Here is a 17,766-nt window from a genome sequence, read left to right as displayed (position 1 = left end):
GGGCTGAGATGGCCAGCGAGACCTGTGGGGAAGCCCGTGCGTGAATACCTGCTGACGCTCTGCGTCACGGCCGCGGTGACGTATCTGCTGACAGGGCCGGTACGGAAGTTCGCGATCGTGGCCGGAGCCATGCCGGAGATCAGGGCCCGTGACGTGCACCGGGAACCGACTCCACGGCTCGGCGGTATCGCGATGTTCTTCGGGCTGTGCGCCGGTCTGCTCGTCGCGGACCACCTGACCAACCTCAACGAGGTCTTCGAGAAGTCGAACGAGCCGCGGGCGCTGCTCTCCGGCGCTGCGCTGATCTGGCTGATCGGCGTCCTGGACGACAAGTTCGAGATCGACGCCCTGATCAAGCTCGGCGGTCAGATGATCGCGGCCGGCGTGATGGTCATGCAGGGTCTGACGATCCTGTGGCTGCCCATCCCCGGTGTCGGCAACGTGGCGCTGACCCAGTGGCAGGGCACCCTGCTGACCGTCGCCCTCGTCGTCATCACGATCAACGCGGTGAACTTCGTCGACGGCCTCGACGGCCTCGCCTCCGGCATGGTCTGCATCGCGGCCGCCGCGTTCTTCCTGTACGCCTACCGCATCTGGTACTCGTACGGCGTCGAGGCCGCCGCCCCGGCCACGCTGTTCTCGGCGATCCTGATGGGCATGTGCATCGGCTTCCTGCCGCACAACATGCATCCGGCGCGGATCTTCATGGGCGACTCCGGCTCGATGCTGATCGGGCTCGTCCTGGCCGCCGGCGCGATCTCCATCACCGGACAGGTCGACCCGGACGCGCTGAAGCTGTTCGTCGGCTCCGAGAAGGCGGCCGTGCACCAGACGGTGCCGGTCTACATCCCGCTGCTGCTGCCGCTGACGATCATCGCGGTGCCCACCGCCGACCTGGTGCTCGCGATCGTGCGCCGCACCTGGCGCGGTCAGTCGCCGTTCGCCGCCGACCGCGGCCATCTGCACCACCGGCTGCTGGAGATCGGCCACTCGCACAGCAGGGCCGTGCTGATCATGTACTTCTGGTCGGCGCTGATCGCCTTCGGGGCGCTCGCCTACTCGGTCAACTCCGCGTCAATGTGGATCGTGCTCGGCATCGTGATCCTCAGCGCGATCGGTCTCGCACTGCTTCTGCTGCCGCGCTTCACGCCGCGTGCCCCGCGGTGGGCCGAGGCCTTCCTGCCGCCCCGCTACCGGCGGCGCCGCGCGCTGGCCCGTGCCGCCTCTGCGCCCGTACAGGAAGCGGGAGTTGGGGCCGTGGACGAGTCCGAAGGAGTCCCGGAGCCGTGCCCTCCGGTCGTGGCCGGTGTGGCGGGAGTCAACGGTGCGACCGCGCTGGGCGCCCGTCCGCACCTCCTCGACCGGGGAAAGGCCGGTACGTCACGCTGACGTCGGCAAGGTAAGAATCTGACTAGAGCATTGCCAAGTCGTGGGGAAGCAAAGCCCCCCAATACCAGACAAGTCACCCCGGACTTTGCACAGACGCGCACTCTCACTCTCATGTGTGACAGCGAGCACACGCCTTGGTAAAGACCGCATCAAATAGTTTGTGATACGGTTCACGAGAACCCGGGGTAGAGCCGAAGGACCGTGATGCGACGGTCCATTGGCCGCGAGTTCCCCTCTCGGCCCGGGACTACGCTCGTCCATGACGACACCCTGCCCCCCTGCGAAAGCGGAGTTGCCGCCATGCCGTCCAATGACGCCCGGAACCTGGTGCCGATCGCCGTACCCACGGCGGCTGCCGGCGTGGTCGCCGTCGCCGTCAGCGCGGCCGTGGCCGGAGGCAAGGGAGCGATCGGCGCGGCCGTCGGTGCGCTGCTCGCGATGCTCTTCATGGGGATCGGTCTCTACGTCCTGCAGTGGACGGCAAAAACGCTCCCGCAGCTGTTCCAGGCCATGGGGCTGATGCTCTATGTCGCCCAACTCCTGCTGCTCATGATCTTCGTGGCCCTCTTCAAGGGCACCTCCCTCTTCAACGGCAAGGCGTTCGCGCTCTCGCTCGTCGTCGCGACCGTCGTGTGGATGGCCACTCAGGCACGTGCGCACATGAAGTCCAAGATCTTCTACGTCGATCCGGACTCCGCGAAGAGCGAGCGGCCCGAGAAAACGGGTCACCCGTCGTGAGGGGTAGGGGCGGGATAAAGGCGTGCGAGATCTCCTGCTATCGTCCGGTGCCAACTGCGGCATCGCGGGCGCGGGCATCCGAGCTGACGCCTGCAGCAACGCGAGGCTCGAAGCCCCCCAGCCGCCCTCACATCCGTAACACCAGTCCGGTGCCGACCCGCGGCTGCGCGCCGCGCCGACACAACGAGGTTGCCGTACCCATGCGTCACGCCGAAGGAGCCCGTGGTGAGTGCTGACCAGACCCAGCTCGCCTTTGACTGGAGTTGTCGGATCATGTCCGACAACGGGTGTGGCTTCCCGGCTCCGGGCCTGCACTCGTTCCTGTTCAAGCCCCTGTTCACGGTGGGCGGGTTCGAGTTCAACAAGGTGATGCTGCTCGCCCTGCTCACCAGCGCGGTCGTCGTGATCTTCTTCTCGGCGGCCTTCGGCAAGGCCAAGGTGATCCCGGGCAAGCTCCAGATGGTCGGCGAGGCCGGATACGACTTCGTCCGCCGCGGCATCGTCTACGAGACCCTCGGCAAGCGCGACGGCGAGAAGTACGTCCCGCTGATGGTCTCGCTGTTCTTCTTCATCTGGATCGCGAACATCTGGTCGGTGATCCCGCTGGCCCAGTTCCCGGTCTCGTCGATCATCGCCTACCCGGCCGTGCTCGCCGCGGTCGTGTACCTGACCTGGCTGCCGCTGACCTTCAAGAAGCACGGCTTCGCCGGCGGCTTCAAGAACATCACCGGTTACGACGCCTCGCTCGGCGCGGTGCTGCCGCTCGTGGTCGTCATCGAGTTCTTCTCGAACGTCATCGTCCGCCCGTTCACGCACGCGGTCCGACTCTTCGCCAACATGTTCGCCGGTCACCTGCTGCTGGTGATGTTCACCGTCGCCAGCTGGTACCTGCTCAACAGCTGGCTGATCCCCGGCGCCGCGGTCTCCTTCGTGATGACCATCGTGATGGTGATGTTCGAACTCTTCGTCCAGGCCGTCCAGGCGTACGTGTTCGTGCTGCTGGCCTGCTCCTACGTTCAGGGCGCTCTCGCCGAGCACCACTGAGCACCGTCCGCACCACCCCCACCAGTCGTCCGGTGGCCAACCCCCACCGGTCCGTAAAAGAGAAGGAAGAAACGGCATGTCCGCTGCCATCGACCTCGCCGCCGGCGTCTCCGGTTCCCTCGGCTCCATCGGTTACGGCCTCGCGGCCATCGGCCCCGGCATCGGTATCGGCATCATCTTCGGTAACGGCACCCAGGCCCTGGCCCGTCAGCCCGAGGCGGCCGGTCTGATCCGCGCCAACCAGATCCTGGGCTTCGCCTTCTGTGAGGCGCTCGCCCTCATCGGCATCGTTATGCCGTTCGTGTTCGGTCAGTAAGACCTCTTACACCGACACGTATCGACGAAAGGCACTGATGTGATCGCCAACCTGGTTCAGCTGGCGGCCGAGGAGAAGCAGAACCCCCTCGTCCCGCCGGGCCCCGAACTGCTTGTCGGCGCCATCGCCTTCGCCATCGTGTTCTTCTTCTTCTGGAAGAAGCTGCTCCCGAACATCAACAAGGTTCTGGAGGAGCGCCGCGAGGCGATCGAGGGTGGCATCGAGAAGGCCGAGGCGGCTCAGGTCGAGGCCCAGAGCGTCCTCGAGCAGTACAAGGCCCAGCTCGCCGAGGCCCGGCACGAGGCCGCGCGTCTGCGCCAGGAGGCGCAGGAGCAGGGTGCCGCCCTCATCGCCGAGATGCGCGCCGAGGGCCAGCGGCAGCGCGAGGAGATCGTCGCCGCCGGTCACGCGCAGATCGAGGCCGACCGCAAGGCCGCCGCGTCCGCGCTGCGGCAGGACGTCGGTCACCTCGCGACCGAACTGGCCGGCAAGCTCGTCGGCGAGTCCCTCGAGGACCACGCCCGCCAGAGCCGTGTCATCGACCGCTTCCTCGACGAGCTCGAGGAGAAGGCCGAGGCCACCCGATGAACGGAGCGAGCCGCGAGGCCCTGGCAGCCGCACGCGAGCGTCTCGACGCGCTGACGGACTCCACGTCCGTCGACGCGGGCACGCTCGCCGACGAGCTGGCCGCCGTCACCGCGCTGCTCGACCGCGAGGTCGGCTTGCGTCGGGTCCTGACCGACCCGGCGCAGGCCCCTGAGGCCAAGGCCCAGCTGGCCGAGCGTCTGCTCGGCGGGCAGGTCGGCGGCCCGACCGTCGACCTCGTGTCCGGCATGGTGCGCTCCCGCTGGTCGCAGTCCCGCGACCTGGTGGACGCCCTCGAGGAGCTGGCCGACATCGCCGACCTCACCGCCGCGCAGAAGTCGGGTTCGCTCGACGACGTCGAGGACGAGCTGTTCCGCTTCGGGCGGATCGTCTCCTCCAACACCGAGCTGCGCGCGGCGCTGACCGACCGCGCCGCCACCCCCGCCGCCAAGGTCGAGCTGCTGCACCGGCTGCTCGGCGGCCGGGCCGCGCCGGTGACCGAGCGTCTGGTGACGCGCCTTGTGACCGCGCCGCGGGGACGTAGCCTGGAGTCGGGACTGGAGTCCCTGTCCAAGCTCGCCGCCGAGCGCCGGGAGCGCCTGGTCGCCGTGGTCACCTCGGCGGTGCCGCTGAGCGACACACAGAAGCAGCGCCTGGGCGCCGCTCTCGCGAAGCTCTACGGCCACACGATGCACCTCAACATCGACGTGGACCCCGAGATCGTCGGCGGCATCCGGGTGCAGGTCGGCGACGAGGTCATCAACGGCTCGATCGCGGACCGCATCGAGGACGCCGGCCGCCGCCTGGCGGGCTGAGCAGCAACTTCATAAGCAGTACAGCAGTACGTACCTACGGCCCGGTTGGGCCGTGCAGAGGATTCCTGGGGGTCGCCCCCAGACCCCCAAGTTGAAACTTCGGGCCCAACAAGGAGAGCAGGGAACCCAGATGGCGGAGCTCACGATCCGGCCGGAGGAGATCCGGGACGCGCTGGAGAACTTCGTCCAGTCGTACAAGCCGGACGCGGCCTCGCGCGAGGAGGTCGGTACGGTCACCCTTGCCGGCGACGGCATCGCGAAGGTCGAGGGCCTGCCCTCGGCCATGGCCAACGAACTGCTGAAGTTCGAGGACGGCACCCTCGGCCTCGCGCTGAACCTGGAAGAGCGCGAGATCGGCGCCATCGTCCTCGGTGAGTTCAGCGGCATCGAGGAGGGTCAGCCGGTGCGGCGCACCGGTGAGGTGCTCTCCGTGGCCGTCGGCGAGGGCTACCTCGGCCGCGTGGTCGACCCGCTCGGCAACCCGATCGACGGCCTCGGCGAGATCGAGACGTCCGGCCGCCGCGCGCTGGAGCTGCAGGCCCCCACGGTCATGCAGCGCAAGTCGGTGCACGAGCCGATGGAGACCGGCTACAAGGCCGTCGACGCGATGACCCCGATCGGCCGTGGTCAGCGTCAGCTGATCATCGGCGACCGCCAGACCGGCAAGACCGCCCTGGCCGTCGACACGATCATCAACCAGCGCGACAACTGGCGCACCGGCGACCCGAACAAGCAGGTCCGCTGCATCTACGTCGCCATCGGCCAGAAGGGCTCCACCATCGCGTCGGTCCGCCGCGCGCTGGAGGAGAACGGCGCGCTGGAGTACACGACCATCGTCGCCGCCCCGGCGTCCGACCCGGCCGGCTTCAAGTACCTGGCGCCGTACACCGGTTCGGCCATCGGCCAGCAGTGGATGTACGAGGGCAAGCACGTCCTCATCATCTTCGACGACCTCTCGAAGCAGGCCGACGCCTACCGCGCCGTGTCCCTGCTGCTGCGCCGCCCGCCGGGCCGCGAGGCCTACCCCGGTGACGTCTTCTACCTGCACTCCCGTCTGCTGGAGCGCTGCGCGAAGCTCTCCGACGACATGGGCAAGGGCTCGATGACGGGTCTGCCGATCGTCGAGACCAAGGCCAACGACGTCTCGGCGTTCATCCCGACCAACGTCATCTCCATCACCGACGGCCAGTGCTTCCTGGAGTCGGACCTGTTCAACGCCGGTCAGCGCCCCGCGCTGAACGTCGGTATCTCCGTCTCCCGAGTCGGTGGTTCCGCGCAGCACAAGGCGATGAAGCAGGTCTCCGGCCGTCTGCGCGTCGACCTCGCCCAGTTCCGTGAGCTGGAGGCGTTCGCCGCCTTCGGTTCCGACCTGGACGCCGCGTCGAAGGCGCAGCTGGAGCGCGGTCAGCGCATGGTCGAGCTGCTGAAGCAGGCCCAGTACCAGCCGATGTCGACCGAGGACCAGGTCGTCTCGGTGTGGGCCGGCACCACCGGCAAGATGGACGACGTCCCGGTCAACGACATCCGCCGCTTCGAGAAGGAGCTGCTGGAGTACCTGCACCGCAAGGAGCAGGGCCTCATGACCTCCATCAAGGAGGGCGGCAAGATGTCGGACGACACCCTCACCGCTGTCGCCGACGCGATCGCCGAGTTCAAGAAGCAGTTCGAGACCTCGGACGGCAAGCTTCTCGGCGAGGACGCCCCGGCCGCCGCCAAGTGACGTAAGGAAGGGACCTGACTCATGGGAGCCCAGCTCCGGGTCTACAAGCGTCGCATCCGATCCGTCACCGCGACCAAGAAGATCACCAAGGCGATGGAGATGATCGCCGCCTCGCGCGTCGTCAAGGCGCAGCGCAAGGTGGCGGCCTCCACGCCGTACGCGCGGGAACTGACGCGCGCGGTCACGGCGGTCGGTACCGGCTCGAACACCAAGCACCCGCTGACCACGCAGGCCGAGACGGTCACGCGGTCCGCGGTGCTGCTCCTGACGAGCGACCGCGGTCTCGCCGGTGCCTTCAACTCCAACGCCATCAAGACGGCGGAGCAGCTCACCGAGCGGCTGGAGCGCGAGGGCCAGGAGGTCGAGATCTACATCGTCGGCCGCCGTGGTGTCGCCCACTACAACTTCCGTGAGCGCAAGATCGCGGAGTCGTGGACGGGCTTCACCGACGAGCCGACGTACGCGGACGCCAAGAAGGTCGCGGCCCCGCTGATCGAGGCCATCGAGAAGGACACGGCCGAGGGCGGCGTGGACGAACTCCACATCGTCTTCACCGAGTTCGTCTCGATGATGACGCAGACGGCCCTCGACGACCGTCTGCTGCCGCTCAGCCTCGAAGAGGTGGCGAAGGAGGCCGCCCCGCAGGGCGAGATCCTCCCGCTGTACGACTTCGAGCCCTCGGCGGAGGACGTCCTCGACGCCCTGCTGCCGCGCTACGTGGAGAGCCGTATCTACAACGCGCTGCTCCAGTCGGCCGCTTCCAAGCACGCCGCCACGCGGCGCGCGATGAAGTCGGCGACCGACAACGCGGGTGAGCTCATCGAGACGCTCTCCCGGCTTGCCAACGCGGCCCGCCAGGCCGAAATCACCCAGGAAATCAGCGAGATCGTCGGTGGCGCGAGCGCCCTGGCCGACGCGACCGCGGGGAGTGACCGCTAATGACCACCACTGTTGAGACCGCGACGGCTACGGGCCGCGTCGCCCGGGTCATCGGCCCGGTCGTCGACGTGGAGTTCCCCGTCGACGCGATGCCGGAGATCTACAACGCGCTGCACGTCGAGGTGGCCGACCCGGCCAACGCCGGCGAGAAGAAGATCCTGACCCTGGAGGTCGCCCAGCACCTGGGTGACGGCCTGGTCCGCACCATCTCCATGCAGCCGACCGACGGTCTGGTCCGCCAGGCCGCGGTGACCGACACGGGCACGGGCATCACCGTCCCCGTCGGTGACTTCACCAAGGGCAAGGTGTTCAACACCCTCGGTGAGGTGCTGAACGTCGACGAGACCTACGACGGCGAGCGCTGGTCCATCCACCGCAAGGCGCCGAACTTCGACGAGCTCGAGTCGAAGACCGAGATGTTCGAGACCGGCGTCAAGGTCATCGACCTGCTGACCCCGTACGTCAAGGGCGGCAAGATCGGTCTGTTCGGCGGTGCCGGCGTCGGCAAGACGGTGCTCATCCAGGAGATGATCTACCGCGTCGCCAATAACCACGACGGTGTCTCCGTGTTCGCCGGTGTCGGTGAGCGCACCCGTGAGGGCAACGACCTCATCGAGGAGATGTCGGACTCGGGCGTCATCGACAAGACCGCGCTGGTCTTCGGTCAGATGGACGAGCCCCCGGGCACCCGTCTGCGCGTCGCGCTGGCCGGCCTGACCATGGCCGAGTACTTCCGTGACGTCCAGAAGCAGGACGTGCTGTTCTTCATCGACAACATCTTCCGCTTCACGCAGGCCGGCTCCGAGGTCTCCACCCTGCTCGGCCGTATGCCCTCCGCGGTGGGTTACCAGCCGAACCTGGCCGACGAGATGGGTCTCCTCCAGGAGCGCATCACCTCGACCCGCGGTCACTCGATCACCTCGATGCAGGCGATCTACGTCCCCGCGGACGACCTGACCGACCCGGCCCCGGCCACCACCTTCGCCCACCTCGACGCGACGACGGTTCTGTCCCGTCCGATCTCCGAGAAGGGCATCTACCCGGCCGTGGACCCGCTGGACTCCACGTCCCGCATCCTGGACCCGCGCTACATCGCGCAGGACCACTACGACGCCGCCATGCGCGTCAAGACGATCCTGCAGAAGTACAAGGACCTCCAGGACATCATCGCGATCCTCGGTATCGACGAGCTCGGCGAGGAGGACAAGCTCGTCGTCCACCGTGCCCGTCGCGTGGAGCGCTTCCTGTCCCAGAACACCCACGTCGCCAAGCAGTTCACCGGCGTCGACGGGTCGGACGTCCCGCTGGACGAGTCGATCGCGGCCTTCAACGCGATCTGCGACGGCGAGTACGACCACTTCCCGGAGCAGGCGTTCTTCATGTGCGGTGGCATCGAGGACCTCAAGGCCAACGCCAAGGAGCTGGGCGTCTCCTGAACTCCCTGAGTTCACCTGAGGGGGCGGGTGCGTCCCGCCCCCTCTTTCACGCCCACTAGACTTGTAACCAACACCCGGCCGAACCGCCGGGTGGTGACCCGAGGAGCCACCTTGGCTGCTGAGCTGCACGTCGCGCTGGTCGCGGCCGACCGAGAGGTCTGGTCCGGCGAGGCCACCCTGGTCGTCGCGCGCACCACGTCCGGCGACATCGGCGTCATGCCCGGTCACCAGCCGCTGCTCGGTGTGCTGGAGTCGGGCCCGGTGACCATCCGTACGAGTGAAGGTGGAACGGTCGTCGCCGCGGTGCACGGCGGTTTCATCTCGTTCGCGGACAACAAGCTGTCGCTGCTGGCCGAGATCGCCGAGCTGTCGGACGAGATCGACGTCCAGCGCGTGGAGCGGGAGCTGGAGCGCGCGAAGGCGGAGGGCGACGCCGCCGCCGAGCGCCGCGCGGACGTACGACTGCGTGCGGCGGCGACGAGCTGACCCCGCTCGGAGCTGTATGACGTCACTCAGCCGCGATCGGAACCGGAGCAATCCGGAGCCGGTCGCGGCTGAGGCAGATATGGATGATTTTTCCGTTCCGTGACCTAAAGCAAGCCGTGTTCGGTACTAGGAGACGAGGAGGTCGGTGTCGATGGTCCTCGCTCTGACTGTGTGCGGAGTAGTCGTGGCCCTGGTGGTGCTGGGGCTGTTCGTCTTCGGGCTGCGCCGCAGACTGATCCAGCGCTCCGGGGGCACCTTCGACTGTTCGTTGCGCTGGGACGTCCCCGAGAAACCCGACGCCAGCGGAAAAGGCTGGAGCTACGGTGTCGCCCGCTACAACGGCGACCGCATCGAGTGGTACCGCGTCTTCTCCTACGCCTACCGTCCCCGCCGCCTGCTGGAGCGCGCCGCGATCGAGGTCGCCGGCCGCCGCCTCCCCGAGGGCGAGGAGGAACTGGCCCTTCTCTCCGACGCCGTCGTGCTCACCTGTCTGCATCGGGGCACCCGCCTCGAACTCGCCATGAGTGAGGACGCGTTGACCGGTTTCCTGGCCTGGCTGGAGGCGGCACCGCCCGGGCAACGGGTCAATGTCGCCTGAGATCCGGCGAAGGATCCCTGCCGGGCACAACGAGCCGCCGCGGACGGGCTCGTGGACCGTCCGCGGCGGGGTGGGGCGGGCCGAGGGTCAGCTCAGTCCGCTGTTGATGGCGCTCACCAGCTCTCCGTTGCTGGTGTCGCCGCTGAACTCCCAGAAGAACGCGCCGCCCAGACCCTGGGACTTGGCCCAGCTCATCTTCCCGGCGACCGTCGACGGGGTGTCGTAGGACCACCAGTTGCTGCCGCAGTGGGCGTACGCCGTGCCGGCGACGGTGCCGGTGACCGGGCAGGACGTCTTGAGGACCTTGTAGTCCTCGATGCCCTGCTCGTACGTCCCCGCCGCGGCCCCCGTGGCGGTGCCGCCCGGCGCGTCCTGGGTCACGCCCGTCCAGCCGCGGCCGTAGAAGCCGATGCCGATGAGCAGCTTCGAGGCGGGGACCCCGATGGCCTTGTACTTGGCGATCGCGTCGGCCGTGGTGAACCCGGCCTTCGGGATGCCGGAGTACGAGGTGAGCGGGGAGTGCGGGGCCGTCGGGCCCTGGGCGTCCCACGCGCCGAAGAAGTCGTACGTCATCACGTTGTACCAGTTGACGTAGTTCGCGGCGCCCGCGTAGTCGGCGGCCTCGATCTTGCCGCCGGCCGAGCCGTCGGCGGTGACGGCCGCGGTGACCAGCTTGCTCGTGCCGAACTTGGCGCGCAGCGCGGACAGCACGTTCTTGAAGGCCGCCGCCCCGCTGGTGTCGCAGGACAGGCCGCAGGCGTTCGGGTACTCCCAGTCGATGTCGATGCCGTCGAACACGTCCGCCCAGCGCGGGTCGTTGACGAGGTTGTAGCAGGAGGCGGCGAACGCGGCGGGGTTGGCCGCGGCCTGGGCGAAGCCACCGGACCAGGTCCAGCCGCCGAAGGACCACAGCACCTTGATGTTCGGGTACTTGGCCTTCAGCTCGCGCAGCTGGTTGAAGTTGCCGCGCAGCGGCTGGTCCCAGGTGTCGGCGACCCCGCTGACGGACTGGTCGGCGGTGAACGCCTTGTCGTAGTCGGCGTACGAGTCGCCGATCGCGCACTGGCCGTTGGTCACGTTGCCGAAGGCGTAGTTGATGTGCGTGATCTTCGCGGCCGAGCCCGACGTCACCAGGTTCTTGACGTTGTAGTTGCGGCCGTAGATGCCCCACTCGGTGAAGTAGCCGAGTCTGACCTTGTCGCCGGTGGTCGGGGGAGGGGTCGTACCGCCGGTGGTGTGGACCGCGACCGCGGAGCTGGCCGGGCCGGTCTGGTTCGCGGTGTCGCGGGCCTGGACGGTGTAGGAGTAGTCGCTGCCGGCGGTCAGGCCGGTGTCGGTGTAGCTGGTGGCGGTGACGGTGGAGACGACCTTGCCGTCGCGCAGGACGTCGTAGTTCTTCACGCCCTTGTCGTCGGTGGCCGCGCTCCAGCTCAGCTTCACCGAGGTGTCGGTGATCGAGGACGCCGTCGGGGTGCCGGGCGCGGAGGGCGGGTTGTCGCCGGGGACGGTCGTACCGCCGTCACAACTGCCGCCGTTCAGCGTGCAGTTACTCGGCGAGCCGGAGCCGGTGCCGTTGAAGCCGAAGGAGACGGAGGCGCCGGGGGCGAGGGTGCCGTTGTAGGACTTGTTCTTGGCGGTCCAGTGGGTGCCGGAGCTGGTGACGTCGGCGTCCCAGGCCGAGGTGACGGAGGTACCGGAGGGGAAGTCCCAGGCGATCGTCCAGGAACTGATCGACGTGGAACCGGTGTTGGTGACCGTCCATTTGCCCTCGAAGCCGGTGCCCCAGTCCTGGGTCTTGGCGTAGGTGGCCGTAGCGGTGCTCGCGGCCTGGGCGGGGCTCGCGAGACCGACGAGTCCGGCCAGCGGGAGCAACAGCGTCGCGAACCCGGCCGCGGCTCTGTGTCTGAAGCGCATGTCGCGCCTCCTTAGGGGGAGTTGGGGCGTGACTGAGCCTTCACACCCACGGTGCCGCGAGAATAGAAAGGTCTGGACCACGGGTCAATAGGTCTGGACCACTCGGTCACCTCGGAACCACCGCTGCCGCGCGCCCTGCGGGGGCCCGTACCCTGACCGGGCGGCGAGCTGGGAGGGGTGTATGAGCGAGGCGGAACGTTCCGGGGCCGTGCTGGTCGTGGACGACGACGCGGCCATCCGGCGCTCCCTGGAACGCGGGCTCAGGCTGAGCGGATTCCGGGTCCGCACGGCGGACGGCGGCCGGGAGGCGCTGGCCACGGTCCGCGAGGCACCGCCCGACGTCCTGGTCCTCGATGTGTCGATGCCCGGCATGAGCGGCATCGAGGTGTGCGAACGGCTCCGCGCGGACGGGCTGGACCTGCCCGTGCTGATGCTCTCCGCGCTCGACGAGACCGCCGACCGTATCGCCGGGCTCCAGGCGGGCGGCGACGACTACCTGGTCAAGCCGTTCGCCCTGCAGGAACTGGTGCTGCGGCTGCGCGCCCTGCTGCGCCGTCGGCCGCCCGCGGGGGAGGTGCTCCGGATTGCCGGTCTGGTGATCGATCCGGGCGCCCGCACCGCCGAGCGCGACGGGCGGCCACTGGAGCTGACCCGCCGCGAGTTCGAGCTGCTGGAGGTGCTCGCCCGCAACGCCGGGCTCGTCCTCACCCGCGACCAGCTGCTGGAACGGGTGTGGGGCTACGACTTCGACGTGCGCACCGACGCCGTCGACACCTTCGTCAGCTATCTCCGGCGCAAGCTGGAGGCCGACGGCCGGCCCCGGCTGGTGCACACCGTGCGCGGAGTCGGCTTCGTGCTGAGGGACGAACCGTGAGGCTCTCCACCCGTATCGGGCTCGCGGTCGGCGTCACCGTGCCGCTGCTCGTCCTGGCCTCCGGCTGGCTGCTGCTCCGGCTGGTCAACCATGACCTGCGCAGCGCCGAGGACGACCATCTGCGCGCGCGTGCCACCGCCGTCGCCCCCGACGCCCGCGCCCTGCTGCGGGCCACCGCCGACAACCGCCCCAAGGCGGCCGACACCCGCGAACGGCGGCTGTTCAGCGCCGCCCTCGACGTCGGCGTACGCGTCACCGGCCCGGACGCCACCTTCAGCGGCGGCCCGCAGCCGGACGCCTCGGTGCCGTTGCCCGAGGGCACGAAGGGTCCCGTCACGGTGCGGGACGGCGCCGAGAGCTGGCGTGCGCTGGCCCGGACGATCACCACCCCGCGCGGCTCGGGCACCCTCTGGGTCTTCTCGCCCAACGCGGCCGACCAGGCCCAACTCCGCCTGGTACGGCGCCGGGTGGCCGTCACGACCCTGCTCGCCGTCCCGCTCTCCGGCCTGCTCGCCTGGGCGGTCGCCACCGGCGCGACCGGCCCGCTGCGGCGCCTGGGCCGTCGTACCGCCGGACTCGACCCCCGCACCAGCACCGCCCGGCTCTCCGACGAGCCGAGCGGGGTCACCGAGGTCGACGAACTCGCGGCCACCCTGCGCACGGTCCTCGCCCGCTACGACGAACAGGCCGCCCGTACCGCCGAGGCGCTGGACACCGCCCGCTCCTTCTCCTCGGCGGCCGCGCACGAACTGCGCACCCCGCTGATGAGTATGGGCACCAACCTCGACATCCTCGCCGCCCATCCCGACCTGCCCGAACCCGACCGCACCGAGGTCCTCGCCGACCTGCGCACCGAGCACGCCCGGCTGCTGAACCTGCTGGTCATGCTGCGCGAGCTGGGCCGCGGCGACCTGGTGGAGGCGGAGGCCTTCAAGGCCGTGGACGTCTCCGAGACGGCCGACGCCGCTGTGGCCGAGGCCCGACGGCGCGCCCCGGAGGCCCGGATCACGCTGGCCGCGGAACCCGGGCCGACGGTGCACGGCTGGGAACCGGGCCTGCGCCTGCTGCTGGACAACCTGCTGGCCAACGCCCTGGCCCACGGACGGGACGCGACGGGCCGGGCGACGGTGACGGTCGGGGTGCGGCGCGCGGGCGACCAGGTCGTCGTCACCGTCGACGACGCCGGCCCCGGGGTGCCTTTCGAAGCCCGCGCCCGGATCTTCGAGCGCTTCCGGCGTGGACCCGCCAGCTCCGGCTCCGGGCTCGGCCTGACGCTCGTCGCCCAGCAGGCGGCCCTGCACGGCGGGAGCGTCACGGTCGAGGACGGCCCCTCGGACGTGGGCGCCCGCTTCGAGGTGCGGCTGCCGTCATCCGGTGGCCCGCTGCCCGCGCACCGCGACTGGCTGATCGACACAGCCGGGACAAACCGGTCACAGAGTTTCCCCAAAGACGCTCCCTAGCCTCCCGGGCGGGCGGACGGACGAAGGGGCCGTCCGCGGAACGGAGGCTGAGATGTACGTACGACGACGCCGGCGCACGCTCCTCACCGGGGCGGCCGTGGCGGCGCTCCTGGCGGGGACCACCGGAGCGGCCGTCGCCGACAGCACCCCCGCGCCTTCCTCCACGCCGACCGGTGACGGCGCGCGGGCCCTGTGCAAGCGGGCCTCGAAGATCGACCACCGGATCGACCGGGCCCTGAAGCGGCTGAACGCGGGCGCCGGGCAGCGCGGCTCGATCGCCCGGCTGCAGCAGCGGGTGGACAACGCGAAGAGCGCCGGGCACTCCGAGATCGCCACCTACCTCCAGGACCGGCTGACCTTCCGCAAGTCCCTGGTGACGACGCTGGAGCAGCGCCAGAAGGACCTGGCCGAGGTGGAGAACTGGTGCAAGGATCACAACGGCGGCGCGAGCTGATGCGGCCGAAGGCCGCAGCCGCCGCTGTCGCGCTTCTGATCGCGCTGACCGCGGGCTGCGCCCACGACGCCGGTACGCCCCGGAAGGCCGCCGCCACTCCTTCCGGCTACGCGGAGATGCAACGGAAGCTGGCTGCCGCCGAGTCCGCCCTGGCCCGGGCCGACAAGGACGCGGCACAGGACCACTGAGAGAGGGGAGCGACCCGGCTCAGCGCTCCCCGCCGGGCACCCACAGCACATCTCCCGTCGCCTTGTTCGCCGTGCGCGCCAGGATGAAGAGGAGGTCGGAGAGGCGGTTGAGGTAGGTCGCGGTGAGGGGGTTCATCGCATCGGCGTGGGCCTCCAGGGCCGCCCAGGTGGAGCGCTCGGCCCGGCGGACGACCGTGCAGGCATGGTGGAGCAGGGCCGCGCCGGAGGTGCCGCCCGGAAGGATGAAGGAGCGCAGCTTCTCCAGCCGCTCGTTGAAGCGGTCGCAGTCCGCCTCGAGCTTGTCGATGTAGAACTGCTCCACCCGCAGCGGCGGGAACTCGGGGTTCTCCACCACGGGCGTCGACAGGTCCGCGCCCACGTCGAACAGGTCGTTCTGGACGCGGGTGAGGACCTTGACGACCTCCTCCTCCAGACCGCCCAGCGCGATCGCCGTGCCGATCACCGCGTTCGCCTCGTTGGCGTCGGCGTACGCGGCGATGCGCAGATCGGTCTTGGCGACCCGGCTCATGTCACCGAGGTTGGTGGTGCCCTTGTCGCCGGTCTTCGTGTAGATGCGCGTCAGATTGACCATGCGGCCAGCGTAATTACGCTCCGGCCGTCCGGAACACACGTGTGCCCACTGTCACGGCGAGCACCGAGAGACCGGCGGCCACCAGCGCGCCGTACTGCCGCGACCGTGCCCTTGTCGACGATCACCAAGCGGTCGGCGAGGGCGTCGGCCGCGTCCAGGTAATGGGTGGTGCGGAAGACCGTGGTCCCGTGTTCGGCGCGCAGCCGGCGGATCAGGTTCCACAGGTCGGCCCGGCTGCCGGGGGCGAGGCCGGTCGTCGGCTCGTCGAGGAACAGCACCCTGGGGCGGTGGGTGAGGGCCATCGCGATGTCGAGGCGTCGGCGCTGCCCACCGGAGAGCGCGCCGGCCTTGCGGTCGAGGAGGTCCGCGAAGTCCAGCTCGCGGGCCAACTCCTCGGCCCGGACGCCCGCCTGGTGCTTCGTCAGGCAGCAGGGCGGCCCTGGGTGACGAGCTCCTCCCGCACGCCGATGTTCGGGTCGACCCCGCCCGACTGGGCCACGTATCCGTACGCCCGTCGCCCCCCGACCGGATCGGTCACCAGGTCGCAGCCGGCCACCGAGGCCGTGTCGCCGGTCGGTGCGAGCAGGGTCATGAGCATCCGGAGGGTGGTGGTCCTGCCGGCGCCGTTCGGGCGGATGAAGCCGAGGATCTCGCCCTCGCGGACGGTGAGGTCGATACGGTGCCCCGGCGGGCGGCTGAGCGGTGATGAGGGCGATTCGGTTGGGGGCGCCGCAGTGCGTGCCCCCAATCGGGGGTCTTGGGGCGTGGGGGCGTGACAGCGCCCCCGCTCCCTCCTCACCGCCGGAGGCCCCCGCCGTGACGGTCGCCGAGATCGCCGAGGCCGCCGACGTCTCCGTAACACCGTCTACACCTGCTTCCCGGCGAAGGAGGACCTCTTCTTCGGGAGCTGCGCGAGGAGGTCGAGGCGGTGTCGCCGCGGGTCGGGCTCATCCCGTGACCGCCGGTCAGCTCGGCTGGGCGCACAGCACCGTGATGGGCGTCATCGGCCGTGAGATGGTCAAGGGGCGCAATCCACGCGAAGTGTCACGAGAGGTGCCGGCCCTCCTCGACGACATCGAGGAGCTGTTGAGTGGCAAGGTGCTCAACTACGCCGTCCGGGGCGCTGAATGACCCCTGCCGGTGTGATGTCCGTCAGATGAGACGTGACGCGCATTACTAACCCGTCACACAACCGGTCATCGGCGCTAGGGTCCGCCGGAGAGGCAACCTGAACAGGGTTCAAGGCGTTTCAAAGGGGAGTCGCACAGTGGCACGGAAGCTTGCCGTCATCGGTGCCGGCCTGATGGGTTCCGGTATCGCCCAGGTCTCCGCGCAGGCGGGCTGGGACGTCGTCCTGCGCGACGTCACCGACGAGGCACTGGACCGTGCCGTCGGCGGCATCCAGGCGTCGTACGACAAGTTCGTCGGCAAGGGCAAGCTCGAGGCACACGACGCCGACGCCGCCCTCGCCCGGATCACCACGACCACCGACCTGGACGCCGCCGCGGACGCCGACGTCGTCGTCGAGGCCGTCTTCGAGAAGCTGGAGGTCAAGCACGAGATCTTCCGCACGCTGGACAAGCTCGTGCGCGAGGACGCCGTGCTCGCCTCCAACACCTCCGCCATCCCGATCACCAAGATCGCGGCGGCCACCGAACGTCCCGAGCGGGTCGTCGGCGTCCACTTCTTCTCGCCGGTGCCGATGATGCAGCTCGTCGAGCTGGTCCGCGGCTACAAGACGAGCGACGAAACCCTCGCCACCGCGCGGGAGTTCGCCGAGTCCGTCGGCAAGACCTGCATCGTCGTCAACCGCGACGTGGCCGGCTTCGTGACCACCCGTCTCATCTCGGCGCTGGTCGTCGAGGCCACCAAGCTGTACGAATCCGGCGTGGCGAGCGCCGAGGACATCGACCTCGCCTGCAAGCTGGGCTTCGGCCACGCGATGGGCCCGCTGGCCACGGCGGACCTGACCGGGGTCGACATCCTGCTGCACGCCACCAGCAACATCTACACCGAGTCGCAGGACGAGAAGTTCGCGCCGCCGGAGCTGATGCGCCGGATGGTTGACGCCGGTGACATCGGACGCAAGAGCGGGCAGGGCTTCTACACGTACTGACACACCGGTGCGTCCAGCCACGGAAACCGCACAGCCACTGAAACCGCACAAGCCCCGGGAGCCTCACTCCTGGGGGTGAATTCGGTATCGGTTCGCTTACAG

At 69.2% G+C, this 17,766-nt stretch carries 18 protein-coding genes and 2 pseudogenes; 17 read left to right on the top strand and 3 right to left on the bottom strand.

Going from position 1 to position 17,766, the window contains the following annotated elements:
* Positions 1-36: 36 nt before the first annotated feature.
* The 11 genes from ABZ453_RS30665 to ABZ453_RS30615 all read left to right on the top strand — a co-directional run bounded on the left by ABZ453_RS30665 (position 37) and on the right by ABZ453_RS30615 (position 10,066).
* Positions 37-1,389 (top strand): MraY family glycosyltransferase, encoded by a 1,353-nt coding sequence (locus ABZ453_RS30665; protein WP_359019854.1) that lies wholly within the window; start codon positions 37-39, stop codon positions 1,387-1,389.
* Positions 1,390-1,689: 300 nt separating this feature from the next.
* Positions 1,690-2,127: a hypothetical protein gene (locus tag ABZ453_RS30660; RefSeq protein ID WP_356768968.1), complete on the top strand. Its 438-nt coding sequence runs from the start codon at positions 1,690-1,692 to the stop codon at positions 2,125-2,127.
* 273 nt (positions 2,128-2,400) lie between these two features.
* Entirely contained in the window at positions 2,401-3,171 is a 771-nt protein-coding gene (gene atpB, locus ABZ453_RS30655; protein ID WP_359019906.1) for a F0F1 ATP synthase subunit A, read from the top strand.
* A gap of 76 nt (positions 3,172-3,247) precedes the next feature.
* Positions 3,248-3,487: an ATP synthase F0 subunit C gene (atpE, locus tag ABZ453_RS30650; protein WP_046591560.1), complete on the top strand. Its 240-nt coding sequence runs from the start codon at positions 3,248-3,250 to the stop codon at positions 3,485-3,487.
* Positions 3,488-3,526: 39 nt separating this feature from the next.
* On the top strand, positions 3,527-4,075 hold the full coding sequence (locus ABZ453_RS30645) for a F0F1 ATP synthase subunit B (protein ID WP_240868647.1): 549 nt from the start codon (positions 3,527-3,529) through the stop codon (positions 4,073-4,075).
* The gene (locus tag ABZ453_RS30640; RefSeq protein WP_359019850.1) at positions 4,072-4,887 is read left to right on the top strand and encodes a F0F1 ATP synthase subunit delta; all 816 of its coding nucleotides are present in this window, start codon (positions 4,072-4,074) and stop codon (positions 4,885-4,887) included. Before ABZ453_RS30645 ends, ABZ453_RS30640 begins: the two co-directional genes overlap by 4 nt.
* A 130-nt stretch (positions 4,888-5,017) precedes the next feature.
* Positions 5,018-6,607 (top strand): F0F1 ATP synthase subunit alpha, encoded by a 1,590-nt coding sequence (gene atpA / locus ABZ453_RS30635; RefSeq protein WP_359019848.1) that lies wholly within the window; start codon positions 5,018-5,020, stop codon positions 6,605-6,607.
* 21 nt (positions 6,608-6,628) lie between these two features.
* Positions 6,629-7,546 carry a F0F1 ATP synthase subunit gamma gene (locus ABZ453_RS30630; protein ID WP_133044678.1) on the top strand — a complete coding sequence of 306 codons (918 nt, stop codon included), beginning with the start codon at positions 6,629-6,631 and terminating at the stop codon, positions 7,544-7,546.
* On the top strand, positions 7,546-8,982 hold the full coding sequence (gene atpD / locus ABZ453_RS30625) for a F0F1 ATP synthase subunit beta (RefSeq protein WP_359019845.1): 1,437 nt from the start codon (positions 7,546-7,548) through the stop codon (positions 8,980-8,982). The genes ABZ453_RS30630 and atpD overlap by 1 nt, the downstream gene beginning before the upstream one ends.
* A 111-nt stretch (positions 8,983-9,093) precedes the next feature.
* Positions 9,094-9,468, top strand: a complete 375-nt coding sequence (locus ABZ453_RS30620) for a F0F1 ATP synthase subunit epsilon (RefSeq protein ID WP_133044680.1) — start codon at positions 9,094-9,096, stop codon at positions 9,466-9,468.
* Positions 9,469-9,619: 151 nt separating this feature from the next.
* Entirely contained in the window at positions 9,620-10,066 is a 447-nt protein-coding gene (locus ABZ453_RS30615) for a DUF2550 domain-containing protein (protein ID WP_133044681.1), read from the top strand.
* Positions 10,067-10,153: 87 nt separating this feature from the next.
* Here ABZ453_RS30615 and ABZ453_RS30610 read toward each other — a convergent pair whose 3' ends face one another.
* A complete protein-coding gene (locus tag ABZ453_RS30610) occupies positions 10,154-11,980 on the bottom strand; it encodes a glycoside hydrolase family 18 chitinase (protein ID WP_359019842.1) in 1,827 nt (608 codons plus the stop codon).
* 181 nt (positions 11,981-12,161) lie between these two features.
* Between ABZ453_RS30610 and ABZ453_RS30605 the strand changes: the two genes are divergently transcribed.
* Genes ABZ453_RS30605 through ABZ453_RS30590 form a run of 4 tightly spaced genes read left to right on the top strand, consistent with a single transcriptional unit; the run spans position 12,162 to position 14,956 of the window.
* Positions 12,162-12,854, top strand: coding sequence for a response regulator transcription factor (locus ABZ453_RS30605; RefSeq protein ID WP_359019840.1), 693 nt, complete (start codon positions 12,162-12,164; stop codon positions 12,852-12,854).
* Positions 12,851-14,314 carry a HAMP domain-containing sensor histidine kinase gene (locus ABZ453_RS30600; protein WP_359019838.1) on the top strand — a complete coding sequence of 488 codons (1,464 nt, stop codon included), beginning with the start codon at positions 12,851-12,853 and terminating at the stop codon, positions 14,312-14,314. The genes ABZ453_RS30605 and ABZ453_RS30600 overlap by 4 nt, the downstream gene beginning before the upstream one ends.
* Before the next feature lie 52 nt (positions 14,315-14,366).
* Positions 14,367-14,768, top strand: a complete 402-nt coding sequence (locus tag ABZ453_RS30595; RefSeq protein ID WP_359019834.1) for a hypothetical protein — start codon at positions 14,367-14,369, stop codon at positions 14,766-14,768.
* Complete coding sequence (locus ABZ453_RS30590) at positions 14,738-14,956, top strand: hypothetical protein (protein WP_359019832.1); 219 nt, start codon at positions 14,738-14,740, stop codon at positions 14,954-14,956. The genes ABZ453_RS30595 and ABZ453_RS30590 overlap by 31 nt, the downstream gene beginning before the upstream one ends.
* 19 nt (positions 14,957-14,975) lie before the next feature.
* Here ABZ453_RS30590 and ABZ453_RS30585 read toward each other — a convergent pair whose 3' ends face one another.
* Together ABZ453_RS30585 and ABZ453_RS30580 are read right to left on the bottom strand one after the other, a co-directional pair.
* Positions 14,976-15,548 carry a cob(I)yrinic acid a,c-diamide adenosyltransferase gene (locus tag ABZ453_RS30585; RefSeq protein ID WP_359019830.1) on the bottom strand — a complete coding sequence of 191 codons (573 nt, stop codon included), beginning with the start codon at positions 15,546-15,548 and terminating at the stop codon, positions 14,976-14,978.
* 107 nt (positions 15,549-15,655) lie between these two features.
* Positions 15,656-16,224, bottom strand: a pseudogene (locus ABZ453_RS30580) (ATP-binding cassette domain-containing protein); the annotation flags it as partial.
* Positions 16,225-16,361: 137 nt separating this feature from the next.
* On the opposite strand from ABZ453_RS30580, the pseudogene ABZ453_RS30575 reads away from it, so the two are divergent.
* Both ABZ453_RS30575 and ABZ453_RS30570 read left to right on the top strand, forming a co-directional pair.
* Positions 16,362-16,679: pseudogene (locus ABZ453_RS30575) on the top strand (helix-turn-helix domain-containing protein); the annotation flags it as partial.
* Between the two features lie 136 nt (positions 16,680-16,815).
* Positions 16,816-17,664 carry a 3-hydroxyacyl-CoA dehydrogenase family protein gene (locus ABZ453_RS30570; protein ID WP_133044687.1) on the top strand — a complete coding sequence of 283 codons (849 nt, stop codon included), beginning with the start codon at positions 16,816-16,818 and terminating at the stop codon, positions 17,662-17,664.
* Positions 17,665-17,766: the final 102 nt, after the last annotated feature.

The sequence above is a fragment of the Streptomyces sp. NPDC005799 genome (assembly GCF_040630525.1).
GTDB classification, from domain to species: domain Bacteria; phylum Actinomycetota; class Actinomycetes; order Streptomycetales; family Streptomycetaceae; genus Streptomyces; species Streptomyces griseorubiginosus_B.
Note: the sequence above shows the minus strand (reverse complement) of the source record. Positions and strands in the feature narration are given on the sequence as shown.

Bases quoted from the DNA above. Each gene is read 5' to 3' on its own strand.
- ABZ453_RS30660 (WP_356768968.1), top strand. From the start codon at position 1,690: ATGCCGTCCAATGACGCCCGGAACCTGGTGCCGATCGCCGTACCCACG.
- atpB (WP_359019906.1), top strand. From the start codon at position 2,401: ATGTCCGACAACGGGTGTGGCTTCCCGGCTCCGGGCCTGCACTCGTTC.
- atpE (WP_046591560.1), top strand. From the start codon at position 3,248: ATGTCCGCTGCCATCGACCTCGCCGCCGGCGTCTCCGGTTCCCTCGGC.
- ABZ453_RS30640 (WP_359019850.1), top strand. From the start codon at position 4,072: ATGAACGGAGCGAGCCGCGAGGCCCTGGCAGCCGCACGCGAGCGTCTC.
- atpA (WP_359019848.1), top strand. From the start codon at position 5,018: ATGGCGGAGCTCACGATCCGGCCGGAGGAGATCCGGGACGCGCTGGAG.
- ABZ453_RS30630 (WP_133044678.1), top strand. From the start codon at position 6,629: ATGGGAGCCCAGCTCCGGGTCTACAAGCGTCGCATCCGATCCGTCACC.
- atpD (WP_359019845.1), top strand. From the start codon at position 7,546: ATGACCACCACTGTTGAGACCGCGACGGCTACGGGCCGCGTCGCCCGG.
- ABZ453_RS30615 (WP_133044681.1), top strand. From the start codon at position 9,620: ATGGTCCTCGCTCTGACTGTGTGCGGAGTAGTCGTGGCCCTGGTGGTG.
- ABZ453_RS30610 (WP_359019842.1), bottom strand. From the start codon at position 11,980: ATGCGCTTCAGACACAGAGCCGCGGCCGGGTTCGCGACGCTGTTGCTC.
- ABZ453_RS30605 (WP_359019840.1), top strand. From the start codon at position 12,162: ATGAGCGAGGCGGAACGTTCCGGGGCCGTGCTGGTCGTGGACGACGAC.
- ABZ453_RS30595 (WP_359019834.1), top strand. From the start codon at position 14,367: ATGTACGTACGACGACGCCGGCGCACGCTCCTCACCGGGGCGGCCGTG.
- ABZ453_RS30585 (WP_359019830.1), bottom strand. From the start codon at position 15,548: ATGGTCAATCTGACGCGCATCTACACGAAGACCGGCGACAAGGGCACC.